Annotated in this window: 13 protein-coding genes; 7 read left to right on the forward strand and 6 right to left on the reverse strand. The window is 74.4% G+C overall.

Annotated features, from left to right (window positions below):
• Positions 1-181: 181 nt before the first annotated feature.
• Positions 182-655: a hypothetical protein gene (locus JOD57_RS09960; RefSeq protein ID WP_307824588.1), complete on the forward strand. Its 474-nt coding sequence runs from the start codon at positions 182-184 to the stop codon at positions 653-655.
• 5 nt (positions 656-660) lie between these two features.
• On the opposite strand, the gene hrpA is transcribed toward JOD57_RS09960, so the two are convergent.
• The gene (hrpA, locus tag JOD57_RS09965; RefSeq protein ID WP_204691886.1) at positions 661-4620 is read right to left on the reverse strand and encodes an ATP-dependent RNA helicase HrpA; all 3960 of its coding nucleotides are present in this window, start codon (positions 4618-4620) and stop codon (positions 661-663) included.
• Positions 4621-4859: 239 nt separating this feature from the next.
• Between hrpA and JOD57_RS09970 the strand changes: the two genes are divergently transcribed.
• Both JOD57_RS09970 and JOD57_RS09975 read left to right on the forward strand, forming a co-directional pair.
• Complete coding sequence (locus tag JOD57_RS09970; RefSeq protein ID WP_307824589.1) at positions 4860-5384, forward strand: MarR family winged helix-turn-helix transcriptional regulator; 525 nt, start codon at positions 4860-4862, stop codon at positions 5382-5384.
• Complete coding sequence (locus tag JOD57_RS09975; RefSeq protein WP_204691887.1) at positions 5381-7321, forward strand: MDR family MFS transporter; 1941 nt, start codon at positions 5381-5383, stop codon at positions 7319-7321. The genes JOD57_RS09970 and JOD57_RS09975 overlap by 4 nt, the downstream gene beginning before the upstream one ends.
• Positions 7322-7479: 158 nt before the next feature.
• Here JOD57_RS09975 and JOD57_RS09980 read toward each other — a convergent pair whose 3' ends face one another.
• Complete coding sequence (locus JOD57_RS09980; protein WP_204691888.1) at positions 7480-8649, reverse strand: zinc-dependent alcohol dehydrogenase; 1170 nt, start codon at positions 8647-8649, stop codon at positions 7480-7482.
• On the reverse strand, positions 8646-9122 hold the full coding sequence (locus tag JOD57_RS09985) for a hypothetical protein (protein ID WP_204691889.1): 477 nt from the start codon (positions 9120-9122) through the stop codon (positions 8646-8648). The genes JOD57_RS09980 and JOD57_RS09985 overlap by 4 nt, the downstream gene beginning before the upstream one ends.
• 153 nt (positions 9123-9275) lie before the next feature.
• On the opposite strand from JOD57_RS09985, the gene JOD57_RS09990 reads away from it, so the two are divergent.
• Positions 9276-11069 carry an acyl-CoA dehydrogenase gene (locus JOD57_RS09990; RefSeq protein WP_204691890.1) on the forward strand — a complete coding sequence of 598 codons (1794 nt, stop codon included), beginning with the start codon at positions 9276-9278 and terminating at the stop codon, positions 11067-11069.
• A 99-nt stretch (positions 11070-11168) separates the two neighbouring features.
• Here JOD57_RS09990 and JOD57_RS09995 read toward each other — a convergent pair whose 3' ends face one another.
• Entirely contained in the window at positions 11169-11333 is a 165-nt protein-coding gene (locus JOD57_RS09995) for a hypothetical protein (RefSeq protein ID WP_204691891.1), read from the reverse strand.
• Positions 11334-11569: 236 nt separating this feature from the next.
• Between JOD57_RS09995 and JOD57_RS10000 the strand changes: the two genes are divergently transcribed.
• A complete protein-coding gene (locus JOD57_RS10000) occupies positions 11570-13051 on the forward strand; it encodes an MFS transporter (protein WP_204691892.1) in 1482 nt (493 codons plus the stop codon).
• A 105-nt stretch (positions 13052-13156) separates the two neighbouring features.
• Positions 13157-14197, forward strand: a complete 1041-nt coding sequence (locus JOD57_RS10005; RefSeq protein ID WP_204691893.1) for a YihY/virulence factor BrkB family protein — start codon at positions 13157-13159, stop codon at positions 14195-14197.
• 74 nt (positions 14198-14271) lie between these two features.
• On the opposite strand, the gene JOD57_RS10010 is transcribed toward JOD57_RS10005, so the two are convergent.
• Positions 14272-14979, reverse strand: a complete 708-nt coding sequence (locus JOD57_RS10010; RefSeq protein WP_204691894.1) for a hemerythrin domain-containing protein — start codon at positions 14977-14979, stop codon at positions 14272-14274.
• Between the two features lie 148 nt (positions 14980-15127).
• On the opposite strand from JOD57_RS10010, the gene JOD57_RS10015 reads away from it, so the two are divergent.
• Positions 15128-16309, forward strand: a complete 1182-nt coding sequence (locus tag JOD57_RS10015; protein ID WP_204691895.1) for an acyl-CoA dehydrogenase family protein — start codon at positions 15128-15130, stop codon at positions 16307-16309.
• Positions 16310-16382: 73 nt separating this feature from the next.
• Here the strand turns inward: JOD57_RS10015 and JOD57_RS10020 are convergent, their stop codons facing one another.
• On the reverse strand, positions 16383-17282 hold the full coding sequence (locus JOD57_RS10020; protein ID WP_204691896.1) for an ABC transporter substrate-binding protein: 900 nt from the start codon (positions 17280-17282) through the stop codon (positions 16383-16385).
• Positions 17283-17391 lie beyond the last annotated feature (109 nt).

Genomic DNA, 17391 nt, shown 5'->3' on the forward strand with positions numbered 1-17391 from the left:
CGCCGCCGTCGGCGTCCTCGACGCCCCAGGGGTCGGCGATCGCCTCGACGATCTGCACGCCCCGCCGGCGCGGCTGGTCACCCCGCCGCTCCCCGACCACCGGCCGGATGGCCGACCCCGTTGCACGTCACGCCCCGTGCACGTCCCGTGGGGGTGAACCCGGTAGTGTGCAACCGATCCGGTGGGGGACACCTTCGGCGGCGCGGGGAGCGGCGGTGCACTCTGGCACGGACGGACCGGGGGCGACGGAGGACCGCGGGGCCCGGGTGCCCGGGAAAGCGGGGACACGGCGTCCCTGGCCCTCGAGCAGCTGCTGCACGAGATCGACCGGTGCGCCGTCGAGCTGCAGGGCGCGCGGGAGCGCGCCGAGCAGCTGCTGGCCGAGCGCCGGGCGGGGCACAGCCGGCTGGAGATCGTCAGCGCCGAGGCGCGCCCGCTCGTCGTCGAGCGGATCACCACGGTGCTCTCGGCCCTCTCCGGCGCCGGGTCGTCCTGGCGGCGGGCGCAGGCCCGCGCGCTGCAGGACGAGCGGGTGAGCACCGACCGCATCGCCTCGCTGTTCGGCGTCACCCGCCAGCGGGTCTCCGCCCTGCTGCGCGAGGGCTCCCGAACCGAGGCCGAGGGGGCCGCGGACGAGGCGGCCGCCGCCGGCTGAGACCGCTAGGCGGTCAGCGCGTCGATCGCCTTGTAGACCCGCTGCTCCGACACCGGCCGGGGCGTGCCGACCACCTGCGCGAACAGGCTGACCCGCAGCTCCTCGATCATCCAGCGGACGCGGGTGACCGGGTCGTCCGGGGCTCCCGTGGAGGGCACCTGCCGGCGCAGCTGCTCGTACTCGGCGGTCACCGCGGCCACCTGCCGCATCGCCAGCTCGTCGCGGACGGCGTTGGCCGGCAGCTTCTCCAGGCGGTACGCCATGCCCCTGAGGTAGCGGACGAGGTCGGGCAGCCGGCGCCGGCCGGCCGCGGCGACGAACCCGCGGTGCAGCAGGCCGCCCATCTGGCGGCGCAGGTCGGCGACCGCCGCCTCGGGCACCCGCCGGCCCGGCGCCGCACCGATGGCGACGGCGACCTCGCGGGCCTGGGTGAGCACCGCCTCGACCCGGCGCACGGTGTCGGCGGTCAGCGGCAGCAGCTGCGCGCGGGCGGTCTGCACCAGCGCGGTGAAGGCGGCCTCCTCGCGCGGGGGCCCGCCCGCGGCGGCGAGCAGCTCGTCGGCGGCGGCGTCGACGCAGTCGTCGACCAGCGCGGGGATCTCGCCGTCCGGGTTGAACTGCAGCGCCAGCCGGGTCGTCGGGGACAGGCCCTTGACCACCTGCCGCGTGGGCGACCCCGCGGCGAGCACCAGCAGCCGGCGCGCGCCGCGCCAGGTCAGCCGGGTCGCCTCGACCTCGGTGGACACCACCCGGACACCGACCGTCGCCCCCTCGTCGACCAGCGCCGGGTGGGCGGTGACCACGTGCCCGCCGCGGCGTACCTCGACGGTGCGCGGGAGGTCCCCGATGGTCCAGGCGGTGAGCCCGGTGCGCTCGACGTCCGACGCCGCCGCGGCCAGGCTGGCCCGCGCCTGCGGGGCCACCGCGGCGCGCAGCGCGGCGAGCTCCTTGCCCTGCGCCAGCGTGCGGTTGCGCTCGTCGACCACGCGGAACGTGGCCCGGAGGTGGTCGGGCACCTGCTCCGGGTGCCAGGCGTCCGGCGGGACGACGACGCCCGCCGCCCGCCGCAGCTCGCGCTCCAGCGCCGGCAGCAGCGGCTCGGTGGGGGCGATCCGCGGCAGCACCTCGCGGACCCGGTCCGGGATGGGCACCAGCGCCCGGCGCAGCTGCTTGGGCAGCGTGCGCAGCAGCGCGGTCACCAGCTCCCCCCGCAGCCCGGGCACGGTGAAGGCCAGCGACTCCCCCGACGTCCGCTCGGCCACGGTGTCGAGCACCGCGAGCGGGACGTCGACGGTGACGCCGTCCCGCGGGCTGCCGGGCGCGAAGGCGTAGGACAGCGGCAGCGTCAGCCCCTGCGTCAGCGGCACCTCGTCCGGGAAGTCCTCGACGCGCACCTGCCCGGCGGTGGCGGCGTTGGTGAGCATCTCCGGCGTGAAGGTCAGCAGGTCCGGGGTCTCCCGGCGCGCGGTCTTCCACCACCGGTCGAAGTGCCGGGTGGAGACGACGTCGGCCGGGATCCGCGCGTCGTAGAGCTCGAAGACCGTCTCGTCGTCGACCCGGATGTCGCGGCGGCGGGCCCGCTCCTCGAGCTCGGCCACCTGCTGCAGCGCCCGCTGGTTGTCGGCCCAGAACCGGTGGTGCGTCGTCCACTCGCCCTGCACCAGCGCGTGCCGGATGAACAGCTCCCGGGACACGACCGGGTCGATCGAGCCGTACTGCACCCGCCGGCCGACGACCAGCGGGATGCCGTAGAGGGTGACCCGCTCGGTGGCGACGACGGAGCCGCGCTTCACGTCCCACCGCGGCTCGGAGTGCTCGCGCCTCACCAGGTGGGCGGCCAGCCGCTCGACCTCCTCGGGGTCGGTGCGGGCCACGGTCCGGGCGAACAGCCGGCTGGTCTCGACCAGCTCGGCGGCCACGACCCAGCGCGGCGGCTTCCTCGCCAGCGGGGTGCCGGGGGCGATGACGAACCGGGCGCCGCGGGCGCCGAGGTACTCGCGGCTCCCGCGCCGCCGGTCGCCGTCCCGCCGCTTGGCGTCCTCGACCTGCAGGCCGACCTGCGAGAGCAGTCCCGCCAGCAGCGCGGTGGTGATGCCGCGCTCGTCGGGCTCGGCGGCCGGCTCGCCGAGGGTCATGCCGAGACGGCGGGCGGTGCCACGCAGCTGACCGTGCAGGTCCTGCCACTCGCGGATCCGCAGGTAGTGCAGGAACTCGCGCTTGACCGTCCGGCGGAACGCGCTGCCGGACAGCGCCTCCTGCTGCTCGGCCAGGTACCGCCAGAGGTTGAGCAGGGTGAGGAAGTCGGAGTGCTCGTCGGCGAAGCGGGCGTGCGCGGCGTCGGCGGCCTGCTGGTGCTCGGCGGGCCGCTCGCGCGGGTCCTGGATCGTCAGGCCCGCGGCGATCACCAGCACCTCCTCCAGCACACCGCGCCGGTCGGCCTCGACCACCATGCGGCCCAGCCGCGGGTCCAGCGGCAGCTGCGCCAGCGCCCGGCCGGTCGGGGTCAGGTGGCCGCGGTCGTCGAGCGCACCCAGCTCCTCCAGCAGCGCGCGGCCGTCGGCGACGGCGCGCCGGTCCGGCGGGTCGACGAACGGGAAGTCCTCCACGGCGCCCAGGTCCAACGCGGCCATCTGCAGCAGCACGGAGGCCAGGCTGGTGCGCAGGATCTCGGGGTCGGTGTACTCCGGCCGGCTCTCGAAGTCCGCCTCCGTGTAGAGCCGGATGGCGATGCCCTCGGCGACGCGGCCGCAGCGGCCGGAGCGCTGACGGGCCGAGGCCTGGCTGACCGGCTCGATGGGCAGCCGCTGCACCTTGGTGCGCGCGCTGTACCGGGAGATCCGCGCGGTGCCGGGGTCGACGACGTAGCGGATGCCGGGCACGGTCAGCGACGTCTCGGCGACGTTCGTGGCGAGCACGACCCGCCGGCCGGTGTGCGGCTGGAAGACCCGGTGCTGGTCGGCGGCCGACAACCGCGAGTAGAGCGGCAGCACCTCGACGCCGGGGAAGCGCTCGGTCAGGGCGTCGGCGGTGTCGCGGATCTCGCGCTCGCCGGCCAGGAAGACCAGCACGTCGCCCGGGCCCTCGTGCGCCAGCTCCTCGACGGCGTCGCCGATCGCGGTGACCTGGTCGCGGTCTGGGTCGGCGGCGGGGTCGCCCTCGGGGGCGTCGGGGTCGACGACGGGGCGGTAGCGGACCTCCACCGGGTACGTGCGGCCGCTCACCTCGACGACGGGCACGTCGGCGCCGTCGACGGAGAAGTGCTTGGCGATCCGGTCGACGTCGATCGTGGCCGAGGTGATGACGACCTTGAGGTCGGGCCGGCGCGGCAGCAGCTGGGCGAGGTAGCCCAGCAGGAAGTCGATGTTGAGGCTCCGCTCGTGCGCCTCGTCGACGATGAGCGTGTCGTACTGGCGCAGCATGCGGTCGCGGGCGATCTCGGCCAGCAGGACGCCGTCGGTCATCAGCTTGACCAGCGTCCCGTCGCCGACCTGGTCGGTGAACCGGACCTTCCAGCCCACCGCGCCGCCCAGCGGCGTGCCGAGCTCCTCGGCGATGCGCTCGGCCACGGTGCGCGCGGCGATCCGCCGCGGCTGGGTGTGCCCGATCCGTCCGCGCACCCCGCGGCCCAGCTCCAGGGCGATCTTGGGCAGCTGGGTCGTCTTGCCCGAGCCGGTCTCGCCGGCGACGACGACCACCTGGGAGTCGCGCAGCGCGGCGGCGATGTCCTCGCGGCGCGCGCTGACCGGCAGCTGCTCCGGGTAGCTGACCACCGGGAGGGCGGCGCGGCGCCGGGCGATGCGCTCCTCGGCCGCGGCGACGTCGGCGGCGAGCTTCTCGAGCGCCCGCCCGCGCGCCGCGGCGTCCCTCGTGCGGCGCAGGGCGTCGAGCCGGCGGCCGAGCCGGTGCTCGTCGTCGAGGGTGAGCCCGGCCAGGCGCGCACGCAGGTCGTCGGGCGGGGTGCTCACGCGGGTCTCCTCGTCGTTCCTCGGCGCCGGCGGTGGTCGGGCGCTCGGCGCTCCGGTACGGGGACGCCACGGGGGATGACCGTCCTGCTGACGGGTGTTCCCCCTCCAGGGTCCCACCGCACGCGCCCGCCCCGACGTGCGCCGCCTCGCTTGCATGCGCCGTACAACTGTTTGCTTGGTACGGACAACAGGTTGTACCGTGCACGTGTTCCTGTTCCGCCTCGCCGCCCGGAGGACCCGTGCCGCCCCCTCCCCCTGCGCCCCGTGCGACGGCACCGGCCGACGACCGGACGCCGGAGCTGCGCACCCTCGGCGAGCAGCTCCCGCGCTTCATGCGCGTGGTCCACGCGGTGAAGGCGCAGGCCACCGAGGGCCGCGACCGCGCCGCACTGGTCCTGATGTTCCCGCTGGTCCGGCTGGGTCCCCTCCGGCAGGGCGCCCTCGCGGAGCTGGTGCACGCCGACCCGTCCACCGTGAGCCGCCACGTGGCCGTCCTCATCGAGCAGGGGCTGGTGCGCCGCGTGGCCGACGCGACCGACGGCCGGGCCAGCCTCCTCGTCGTCACCGACGCCGGACGGGTGGCCCTGGAGCAGCTGCGCGCCGAGCGCGAGGCCCACCTGGCCCGGGTGACGGCGGACTGGTCCCCGGAGGACCTCCGCACGCTCACCTCGCTGTTCGCCCGCTTCGTCGACGACCTCGCCGCCTCCCTGCCGAGCGAGCCCACCGCCGTGCCGGCCGCCCCGTCTCCGAGAGAGAGCTCATGACCCAGACCACCCGCACCAGCGCGGCCGAGCGCAAGGACGCCCGCGCGGCGGCTGCCGCTCCCGCGGAGGACGGCGCCTTCACGCACCGGCAGATCCTCACGATCGTCGCCGGGCTGATGGTCGCGATGTTCCTCGCGGCGCTCGACCAGACCGTCGTCTCCACCGCCATCCGCACCATCGCCGACGACCTGCAGGGCTACGACCTGCAGGCCTGGGCGACGACGGCCTTCCTGATCACCTCCACGATCAGCACCCCGCTGTACGGCAAGCTCTCCGACATCTACGGCCGGCGGCCCTTCTACCTGTTCGCCATCGCCGTCTTCGTCGCCGGCTCGGTGCTGTGCGGCATCGCGAGCTCGATGTACGAGCTGGCCGCCTTCCGGGCGGTGCAGGGCATCGGCGCCGGGGGGCTGATGTCGCTGGCCCTGGCGATCATCGGTGACATCGTGCCGCCGCGGGAGCGCTCCCGCTACCAGGGCTACTTCATGGCCGTCTTCGGCGCCTCCAGCGTGCTCGGCCCGGTCATCGGCGGGTTCTTCGCCGGCCAGAGCTCCCTGCTGGGCCTCACCGGCTGGCGCTGGATCTTCATGATCAACGTGCCCCTCGGGATCCTCGCCTTCGCCGCCGTCTTCCGGGTGCTGCACCTGCCGCACGAGCGCCAGCACCACCGCATCGACTGGCCCGGCGCCCTGGCCCTGATCACCTTCATCGTGCCGCTGCTGGTCATCGCCGAGCAGGGCCGCACCTGGGGCTGGACGTCGACCCGTGCCCTGGTCTGCTACGCCATCGGCGCGATCGGCTTCGTCCTCTTCCTGCTGGCCGAGCGGGCCTACCGCGACGAGGCGCTGCTGCCGCTGCGGCTGTTCGGGAACCGCAGCTTCACCATCGCCAGCCTCGGCAGCGTGGTGGTGGGCGCGGCCATGTTCGGCGGTCTGCTGCTGCTGCCCCAGTACCTGCAGATCGTCCACGGCTCCAGCGCCACCGTCGCCGGCCTGCAGATGATCCCGCTGGTCGCCGGGATCATGATCGGCGCGATGAGCTCGGGCATCACGATCTCCAAGACCGGCAGGTACCGGGTCTTCCCGCTGGCCGGCACGGTGCTGATGGCCGCGGCCCTGCTGTCGCTGTCCTTCGTCGTGGGCGCCGAGACGTCGATCTGGGCGCTGGTGCCGTTCATGGTCCTGCTCGGCATCGGGCTGGGCTTCAACTTCCAGCCCGCGGTCCTCGCGGTGCAGAACGCCGTGCCGCCGAGCCAGATGGGCGTGGCCACCTCCTCGGTGACGTTCTTCCGGCAGATGGGCGCGACGATCGGCACGGCCGCCTTCCTGTCGGTGCTGTTCAGCCGCCTGCCGGTGGAGATCGAGCAGTCGCTGACCGCCGCCGCGGGAACCGACCCGCGGGTGGCCGAGGCGCTGCAGAGCGGTCAGCTGCAGGCCGGCTCGGACCTGTCGGACACCTCGTTCATCCAGGACCTGCCCTCGTTCCTGGCGCTGCCGTTCAAGACCGGCTTCTCCGACTCGATCGACCTGGTCTTCCTCATCGCGGCGTCCGCGGCGGCGGTCGGGTTCTTCGTGTTCCTCTTCCTGCCGCAGCTGGCGCTGAGCAACAAGTCCGGCATCCAGGCGCGTCAGGCGGCCGCCCAGACGGCCGGTGACCCGGAGGCCGAGGACGCCGGCGAGCAGGCGGCGCAGGCGGCGGGTGCCGCGGCACCGACGTCCACCCCGCCGCCGGCCGGCCGGCCCGGGGACGCCGTCCCCGACGGCGGCACGCACGGGGACGGCACGCACGGGGACGGCACGCACGGGGACGGCGCGCACAGTGTCGGCCAGCACCGGTGGCACGCCGGCAGGCACGAGGCGGTGAGGAGCGGGCCCAGCGGCCTGGCGTCCGTCCCCGCCGACCACCTGCACGACGACGGCGACCGACCGCGCGACTGAGTCCGCACGGCCAGAGGCCCCTCCCCGCACCCGCGGCGAGGGGCCTCTCGTCGTCCTGCGCCGTCGATCACCGGCCGCGTGCACGCCGCGGGGGCGGGTCGTCCCGTGTCCCGTGCACGCAGCCGGGGGTCAGCGGGTGAGCCGGCCGCCCATCGGTGTCACGGCGTGAAGACGGCGCGGACGCAGCCGTCCTCCTTGTCCTTGAACATCCGGTAGCCGCGCGGCGCCTCCTCCAGCGGCATGACGTGCGTGGCCAGGTGCTCGGTCACCAGCTCGCCGCGGGCCATGTGCCCGAGGATCCGCGGGGTGTAGCGCTGCCCGTGCACCTGGGCGCCGCGGAGGGTGAGCCCCTTGTTCATGGCCGCACCGAGCGGGAACTTGTCCACCGGGCCGGCGAACACCCCCAGGACGAAGACGCTGCCGCCCTTGCGGCACGCCATGATCGCCTCGCGGACGGCGCCGGGCCGGTCGGTCTGCAGCCGCAGCTGCTGCTTGACCTGGTCGTACACGCCGTGGACGCCGGTGCTGTGCGCCTCCATGCCGACCGCCTCGATGCAGACGTCGGGGCCACGGCCGCCGGTGCGCTCGCGCAGCTCGGCCATCACGTCGGTGGTCGAGTAGTCGATGACCTCGGCGCCCACGTGCTGCCGCACCTGCGCCAGCCGCTCGGGCAGCCGGTCGATCACGTACACCTGCTCGGCGCCCAGCAGCATCGCCGCCCGCGCGGCCATCTGCCCGACGCCGCCGGCGCCCCACACGGCCACGGTGTCCCCCGGCTTCGTGCCGGCCAGGTCCGCGCCCATCCAGCCGGTGGAGACCGCGTCGGAGGCGAACAGCGCCCGCTCGTCGCTGACCTCCTCGGGGATGACGAAGCTGCCGACGTCGGCGTAGGGCACCCGGATGTACTCCGCGTGGCTGCCGGCGAACCCGCCCATCGCGTGCGAGTAGCCGAAGCAGCCGCCGGGGCTCTGCCCCCACAGCCCCTCGGTGATCCCCGGGTTCGGGTTGCCGTTGTCGCACAGCGAGTAGAGCTCCTGCCGGCAGTACCAGCAGTGCCCGCAGGCGATGAAGGAGTTGACGACGACGCGGTCACCGACGCGGCGCTCGCGGACGGCCGAGCCGACCTCCACGACCTCGCCCATGAACTCGTGGCCGAGCACGTCGCCGACCCGCATCGCCGGGATGTAGCCGCCGAGCAGGTGCAGGTCCGAGCCGCAGGTCGTCGTCCGCCGGACCCGCAGGATGACGTCGTGGTCGTTGAGGATCTGCGGGTCCGGGACGGTCTCCACCGACACCTCGTTGACGCCGGTCCAGGTCGCCGCCCTCACAGCACGCCCTCCCTCGGCGCCGCCTGCGCGGCACCCTCGAGCGCGGCACCCTGCGGGGTGGCCGCGCGCCTCCCGTGCGGCTGCGGCTCCATCCGCAGCACCTGGCCGACCTCGAGCAGCGCCTTCGCCTCGCGCAGCGCCGCGCGCAGGTCGCCGACCTCGTCCTCGGTGGGCGTGCCGCGGTAGCGGGCGGCCAGCTCGGTGCCGCGGTCGCCGGGCGCCGGGGTGACCCGCACCTCGACGCGGTCGCCGAGGGCGGCCAGCGGTGCGGGCAGGCCGGCCGCGGGGTCGACGTCGGCCGGGTCGCGCAGCACGGTCACCGCCCGCCAGCGGCGGGCGGCGCGCTCGGGGTCGTCGGTCGTCGACGCCTGGCCGGCCCCGGGCAAGCGGACGTGCTGCAATCGCCGCAGCAGCGCCCCGCCGGCCCCCGAGGCCAGCCCGGTCGCCCGGCCGAGCACCTGGTTCAGGTCCATGGGGTCCTCCCTCGGGCGCCCTCCGGCGCCCTCGCAGGACGGCTACCCGGCGCGCGCGGCTCCTCAACCGGACGGCGCCGTCCCCCGGCCTATCGTGGTCCGGTCGGGCGCCGCGCCCGCGCTCCTCGCCACCGTCGTCCGTGGAGGCCTGCCGTGTCCCCCTCGCTCATCCTGTCCCGGCGCGACCTGGACTTCCTGCTCCACGAGTGGCTGGAGGTCGAGACGCTGACCAAGCGGGCCCGCTACGCGGAGCACTCGCGCGAGACATTCGACGCGGTGATGGACCTCGCCCAGCAGATCGCCACCGAGCACTTCGCGCCGCACAACCGCACGGCCGACGAGAACGAGCCGCGGTTCGTCGACGGCCGGGTCGAGATGATCCCCGAGGTGGCGCAGGCGCTGGCGGTGTTCCGCGAGTCCGGGATCATGTCGGGCACCTTCGACGAGGAGTACGGCGGCATGCAGCTGCCGCAGACCGTCGGGCAGGCGGCCTTCGCCTGGTTCAAGGCGGCCAACGTGGGGACGTCGAGCTACCCGTTCCTGACCATGGGCAACGCCCGGCTGCTGCTGGCGCACGGCTCGCAGGAGCAGAAGGACACCTACGTCCGGCCCATGCTCGAGGGCCGCTGGTTCGGCACGATGGCGCTGTCGGAGCCACAGGCCGGCTCCTCGCTGGCCGACATCACCACCCGGGCCGAGCCGCAGGACGACGGCACCTACCGGCTCACCGGCAACAAGATGTGGATCTCGGCCGGCGACCACGAGCTCACCGAGAACATCGTCCACCTGGTGCTGGCCAAGATCCCCGGCGGCCCGCCCGGCGTGAAGGGCATCTCGCTGTTCGTCGTGCCCAAGCACCTGGTCGCCGACGACGGCTCGGTCGGCGAGCGCAACGACGTCGTCCTGGCCGGGCTCAACCACAAGATGGGCTACCGCGGGACGACGAACACGCTGCTCAACTTCGGCGAGGGCGTGCACCGCCCGGGCGGGCGGGCCGGCGCGGTCGGCTACCTGGTCGGGGAGCCGCACAAGGGGCTCTCCTACATGTTCCACATGATGAACGAGGCCCGGATCGGCGTCGGGATGGGCGCGACCGTCCTCGGCTACACCGGTTACCTGCACGCGCTGGAGTACGCGCGCACCCGCACGCAGGGCCGGTCGGCCAGCAGCAAGGACCCGTCCTCGCCGCAGGTGCGGCTGGTCGACCACGCCGACGTGCGCCGCATGCTGCTGGCGGCCAAGAGCTACGCGCAGGGCGGCCTGGCCCTGGGGCTGTACTGCGCCCGCCTGGTCGACGAGGAGCGGACGGCGGAGACCGCCGACGAGCGCGAGCGGGCGCACCTGCTGCTCGACACCCTGACCCCGATCGCCAAGGCGTGGCCCTCGCAGTGGGGCCCGGTGGCCGACGACCTGGCCATCCAGGTGCACGGCGGCGCCGGCTACACCCGCGACTACCCGGTCGAGCAGTTCTACCGGGACAACCGGCTCAACCCGATCCACGAGGGCACCAACGGCATCCAGGCCCTCGACCTGCTCGGCCGCAAGGTCACCATGCACGGCGGGGCCGGGCTGCGGCTGCTCGCCGAGACCATCGGCGCGACGACGGCGCGGGCGGCCGCGACGCCCTTCGCCGACCTCGCCGCCGACGTCGACGCGGCCGTCGAGCGGCTCGTGCAGGTCACCGCCACGCTGTGGGGCCCCGGCGACCCGGCGGTCGCGCTGGCCAACGCCAGCGCCTACCTGGAGGCGGCCGGGCACACCGTGGTCGCCTGGCTGTGGCTGGAGCAGGCGCTGGCCACCCGTGACGAGACCAGCGACTTCCACGAGGGCAAGCGGGCCGCGGCGCGGTACTTCCAGCGCTGGGAGCTGCCCAAGGTGCACACGTGGCTGGACCTGCTGGAGTCCCTGGACCGGACGGTGCTCGACACCCCCGACGCCTGGCTCTGACGGAGGACGGCGCCCGGAGGCGGGCCCGGACACACCCGCGCCCCGCTGCTCCTGCGACAGGAGCGGCGGGGCGCGGTCGGTCAGGAGGGTGCGGGCGCCTCAGGCGACCCGTGCCCCCACGGGCTCGGCGGCGGTGCGGGCGGGAGCGGAGGAGGCCGCAGCCCGCTCGCGCTCGTAGCGCGCGGTCGTCGAGGTGCCCATCGCGATCACCAGTCCGGTCAGGACGAAGAACCCGACCAGGGCGACAGCCGGCCACAACACCATCAGGAACGTCCCCCTGCTCTCGTCTCACCGCTACCGGGTCCGCGACCCGCCAGCACGTCGTCAGGGACTGTGTCCCCCGTCCGGCGCCGTCTCAATCGTCGTGTCGTGTTGTTCACCTGACCGGCGGTGACCGTTCTCACCCCGAGGGGTGGGGCCGACCTGCTGCGGCCCCTCCCGCCGGCGCATGGTGTCATCGCACCGTGCCCGCCGGTCCCGGATCAGCCCGAACCGGCGTCGTGTCGCCCTCCACCCCGACGCGCCCCGCGCTGCTGGTCCTGACCCTCGCCCTCGGTGTGACGACGCTGTCGCTGCTGCAGAGCCTGGTGGTCCCGGTCCTGGGCCCGATCGGCGAGCAGCTCGGCGTCTCCCCCGCGGCCGCCGGGTGGGTGCTCACCGCCAACCTCCTGGCCGCCGCCGTCCTCACCCCCGTGCTGGGCCGGCTCGGTGACACCCGGGGCGAGCGGCCGGTGGTCCTCGGGATCCTCGTCGCCGTCGCCCTGGGCACCCTGCTGGCCATCGTGACGCAGTCGCTGCCGCTGCTGCTGGTGGCCCGCGTGCTGCAGGGCTCCTCGTACGGGTTGTTCCCCCTGTCGATCAGCGTGCTGCGCCGGGAGCTCCCACCGGAGCGGCTGAGCGTGGCGATGTCCGTCGTGAGCAGCACCCTCGGCGTCGGCGGGGTGGTGGGCCTGGTCGCGGCCGGCCTGCTCACCGGCGACGGCGGCGACTACCGCCGGCCCTTCTGGATCGGCCTCGGCGTGACGCTGGTGTCCCTGGTCCTGGCCGCCGTGCTGCTCCCCCGCCGCCCCGCCACGGCCACCGGCCGCGTCGACTGGGCCGGCGCGGTCGTGCTCGGCGTCGGGCTGGTGCTGCTGCTCCTGCCCGTCTCGCAGGGCAACACCTGGGGCTGGACCTCGCCGCTGACGCTCGGCTGCGCCGCGGGCGCGCTGGTCGTCCTCACCGGGTGGGTGCTCCTGCAGCGGCGCCGGGCCCAGCCCCTGGTCCGCCCGGGCCTGCTGACCGACCCGCGCATGCTCGTGCCCAACCTGGCCGGGCTGATGACCGGCGTCGGGCTGTTCGTCTCCTTCCTCGTCGTCATGCAGTACGTGCAGACGCCGCCCGCGGCCGCCGGCTACGGCTTCGGCGCCTCGGTGCTCGAGGCGGCGGTCGTCTACCTGCTGCCCGGCGGCGTGGTCGGCATCCTGCTCGCGCCCGTGGCCGGCACGGTCGTCGACCGGCTGGGCGCGCTGCCCACCCTGCTCGCCGGGTCGGCGGCGGGCCTGGCCGGCTTCGTCCTGCTGGCCGTGGCCCGCTCGGAGCCCTGGCAGGTCATCACCGCCGGCCTGCTCTCCCAGGTCTGGGTGACCGTGGTCTACGCGGCACTGCCGACCCTCGTCGTCCAGGCGGTGCGGCGCAGCGAGACCGGCGTGGCCAACGCGGTCAACTCCATCGCCCGCGCGGTCGGCCAGGCGGCGGGCAGCACGCTCACCGTCGCGCTGCTCGGCGCCGGGCTGGACCCGGCCACCGGCCTCCCCCGGGCGTCGGCGTTCACCGGGGTGGCGCTGCTCGGCGCCGGCGCGGCCGCCGCGGTCGCGCTGGTCAGCGTCGCCGGGATGGTGCAGGCCCGCCGGCGAGGCCCCGGCGAGCCCGACGACCTCGCCGACGTCGAGCGCGCGACGGCGTGCGCCGGCGAGTGGTCGCCGGTGTCGGGCATCCGCTGACCCCTCCCCCACGACGCGCCCGGTGATCACGCGGCGCATGGAACAGGGCCGCCCGGGGAACTGATCACGCCGATCCACCCGACCACCCAGCCCCGGAGGACCACGATGGCCCGCCCCACCGGCTCGCGCGACACCAGTGCGAAATCGCGGACACAGTTCTCCGGCAACTCCGCCGGCGACCCCGCCCCGAACGACGACAAGGTCAACTCCACCCGCTTCGACAACGCCCCGACGGGCCACGACCGCACGCCCACGGCCATGGGCACGGTCAAGCGGACGCTCAAGGAGTTCAGCGAGGACAACCTCACCGACTGGGCCGCGTCGCTGACGTACTACGGCGTCCTGGCGCTGTTCCCGGCGCTCATCGCCCTGGTCTCCGTCGTCGGCCTGCTGACCACCCCGGAGGAGCTGACCAACGCGCTGACGACCGTGGTGCCCGGGCAGGCGGCCAGCACCCTGCAGCCGGTCATCGAGCAGATCGCCGGCAACACCAGCACCGCCGGGATCGGCCTGGTCATCGGTCTGGCCGGTGCCGTCTGGTCGGCCTCGGGTTACGTCGGCGCCTTCACCCGCGCGGCCAACGTCGTCTACGAGACGCCCGAGGGCCGCAAGATCTGGAAGCTCAAGCCGCTGCAGCTGCTGGTCACGCTGGTCGGCATCCTGTTCGCCGCCGTGATCGTCCTGATGCTGGTGCTCAGCGGCCCGATCGTCGAGGCCGTCGGCTCGGCCATCGGTCTGGGCGACACGATCCTGACCGTGTGGAACGTGGCCAAGTGGCCGGTCATCCTCGTGATCCTCGCGCTGATGATCGCCGTCCTCTACTACTCGACGCCGAACGTGAAGCTGCGCGGCTTCAAGTGGGTCAGTCCCGGTGCCGCGGTCGCGATCCTCGTGGCCGTCATCGCGTCGGCCGCGTTCGCCTTCTACGTCGGCAACTTCGGCAGCTACAACAAGACCTACGGCGCGCTGGCCGGCGTGGTGGTCTTCCTCATCTGGTTCTGGCTGATCAACCTGGCCCTGCTGTTCGGCATCGAGTTCGACGCCGAGATGGAGCGGACCAAGGAGATGAAGGATGGCGTCCCGGCGGCCGAGAAGGAGATCCAGCTCGACGCCCGCGCCGAGCCGAAGGACCGCAACACGAACTAGCAGGACGACCCGTCCCGGGTCGGGCACACGGCCAGGGCCCCCTCCCACTGCGGGAGGGGGCCCTCGTCGTGTGCTCAGCGGGCGGTGGGCGGCCGGTCGCCGCGGCGGGCCGGCGGGGTGCGCTCGACCAGCCCGGCCACGGCGGCCAGCCCCCGGCTGACCGCCACACCGGCCGGTGCCAGGGGCGCGGGAGCGCGGCGCACGACCGCGTCGACGAGGTCGCGACTGCGGTCGAGCAGGGTGAGCGGCAGCGCCGACAGCGCGTTGCCCGGCGGGCGGCGGGACACCGTGGGGTGCGGGCGGGTCGGCGAGATCCGCCGGACGAGGTCCCACTGCCGGCCCAGGCGGCGCAGCTCCGCGACGTCGAGCCGTTCCTGCAGGCGGGGGAAGAGCACGTCCTCCTCGTCGCGGACGTCCTCGCGCAGCACCTCGACCAGCCGGGCGAGCCGGGCCGGCCGCCGCGGGTCGTCGATCCCGCCCTCCTCGAGCGCGGCGACGAGCTCGTTGACCTCCTGGTGCTCCCGCTCGATGCGCAGTGTCAGGTCCTCCCCGTCGGGGAGGGTCCGGCGCACGACGGGCCAGATGACCGACTCCTCGGCGAAGGCGTGGCTGAACACGAGCCGGTCGATGCGGGCGAGCACCTCCTCCTGCGCGCGGCCGGTGGTGCCGTCGAGCTCGTGCAGGAGCCGGTCGAGCTCGACGTGGTCGCGGCGCTGGCGCACCAGGACGCTGCCCGGGCCGCCCAGCTCCGCGTCGGTCTGGTCGGCGATCGATCGGGACACGGGCTCTCCTCAGGAGGGACGTACGGACGGAGCAGGGCGTTCCTGCCCGGATCCGTCCGCGGCCATGCCACGCCGGTCGGTTGCCACGCGGGGTGCGGGGTAGGTCGGGCGCAGGGGACACCGCGGTCCCCGTAGAGGAGGCAGCGCCATGGGCGACCGGACGACCGTCACGTCGGACTTCTACGACCTGGAGGCCCTGCTCGACGAGCAGGACCGGGAGACGCTCCTGCGCGTCCGGGCGTTCATGGACGAGCAGGTCGAGCCGATCATCAACGAGTACTGGACCCGGGCGCAGTTCCCCCGGCACCTGATCCCGGGGATCGCCGAGCTGGGGATCGCCGGCGCGCAGTACTCCGGCCACGGCTCTCCCGGCCGGTCGTCGCTGTTCGACGGCATGGTGGCCATGGAGCTCGGCCGGGGCGACCCGTCGGTGGCCACCTTCATGGGCGTCCACGGCGGCCTGGCCATGGGCACCCTGCACCTGTGCGCCTCCGAGGAGCAGAAGGAGCGCTGGCTGCCGGCGATGGCCCGGATGGAGCTCATCGGCGCGTTCGGGCTGACCGAGCCCGGTCACGGGTCCGACGTCGCCCGCGGCCTGGAGACGACGGCACGGCGCGAGGGCGACGAGTGGGTGCTCGACGGGCAGAAGAAGTGGATCGGCAACGGCAGCTTCGCCGACCTGGTGATCATCTGGGCCCGCGACGTCGACACCGACCGGGTGCTCGGCTTCGTCGTCGAGACGCCCGCCCCCGGCTTCAGCGCCGTCGACCTCGAGGACAAGATCGCGCTGCGTGCGGTGCAGAACGCGCTGATCACCCTGGACGGCGTCCGGGTGCCCGAGGAGAACCGGCTGCAGAACGCGAACAGCTTCCGGGACACGGCCAACGTGCTGCGGGCGACCCGGGTCAGCGTGGCGTGGTCGGCGGTGGGCTGCTCGCGCGGGGCCTACGAGCACGCGCTGCGCTACGCGCTGGAGCGCGACCAGTTCGGCCGGTCGATCACCTCGTTCCAGCTGGTGCAGGACCTGCTGTTCCGGATGCTCGGCAACATCACCGCCTCGGCCGCGCTGTGCGCCCGCGCCTCGCAGCTGCAGGACTGCGGCATGCTCCGCGACGAGCACGCCTCGATGGCCAAGGGCTACAGCACGATGCGCATGCGCGAGACCGTCGGCTGGGCGCGGGAGCTGATGGGCGGCAACGGCATCCTGCTGGAGAACCACGTGGGCCGGTTCGTGGCCGACGCCGAGGCCATCTACTCCTACGAGGGCACCCGCGAGGTCAACAGCCTCATCGTCGGCCGGGCGATCACCGGGACCAGCGCGATCGCCTGAGGAAGGACCCTCCTGCCCCCCACCACTCGCACGCTCGCGGCGGGCCACGAGGGGTGGGGAGGAGGGTCCTTCCTCAGCGGCCGTCCCACCACTGCGCCGCGGCCTCCCGCGGCGTGCGGCCGTCGATGGCCACGGCCCGGTTGAGCCTGATCAGGTCGATCGTCGTCAGCTGCGCGCTGACGGCCTCCAGCGCGCCGCGCAGCCGCTCACCGGCCTCCTCGGCCACCGCGGTCCGCACGATGGGCACCACGTTCTCGCGCGGCTGCAGCGACCGGTCGTCCCGCAGCAGCAACAGGGAGGCGTCGATGAGGTGACCGTCGGTCGTCTCCAGCATGCCGACGTCGATCTCCCCGGTGCGCAGCGCCTCCACGGTGGCCACCCGTGAGGGCATGGTGCGCACGGCGGCGAACTCCACGCCGTAGACCTCGCGCAGGCCGGGGAGGCAGAAGCGCCGCTCGACGCACTCGGGCGGGCCGCCGAAGACCAGCCCGGGAGCCACCGCAGCGAGCTGCGAGAGCGTGGTCATCCCGTGCCGCTCGGCGAGGTCGGTGAGGACGACGAAGCCGTTCTGGTCCTCGGCCGCCGCGGCCGCCGTCACGGTCATGCCCCGAGGCGCCAGGGTCCGCGCCAGGTCCTCCTGGAGGAGGACGGGGTCGGCGTGCGCCGACCCTGCGCCGGGCTCCAGGAAGTCCGAGGCGGTGCCGAGGTAGTCGACGACGACGTCGACCACGCCCTGCTCGAGGGCCGGGAGGACCACCTCCCGGGTGCCGATGCCGTGCTGCACCGACACCTCGAGCCCGGCCCGCCGCAGCGCCTCGGCGTAGACCTCGGCCAGCGTCTGGTTCTCCGGGAAGTCGTAGGAGGCGACCCGGACGACCCCCTCCTCGACCCGGCGGGCGTCGTCGGGGGACCCCCCGCAGGCGCACAGGGCCGAGGTGAGGAGCAGGACGGCGGTGAGCACGCGCAGACGCATCGCGGACCTCCCAGGGAGGCGGCGCCCCGCCGGGGACCCGCGGGGACCGCCACGCTAGCCCGGGACGGGACCAAGGTCGATGGTCTCCGGGACGCATCAGGAGCAGCAT

This window comes from Geodermatophilus bullaregiensis (genome assembly GCF_016907675.1).
In the GTDB taxonomy this organism is placed as follows: domain Bacteria; phylum Actinomycetota; class Actinomycetes; order Mycobacteriales; family Geodermatophilaceae; genus Geodermatophilus; species Geodermatophilus bullaregiensis.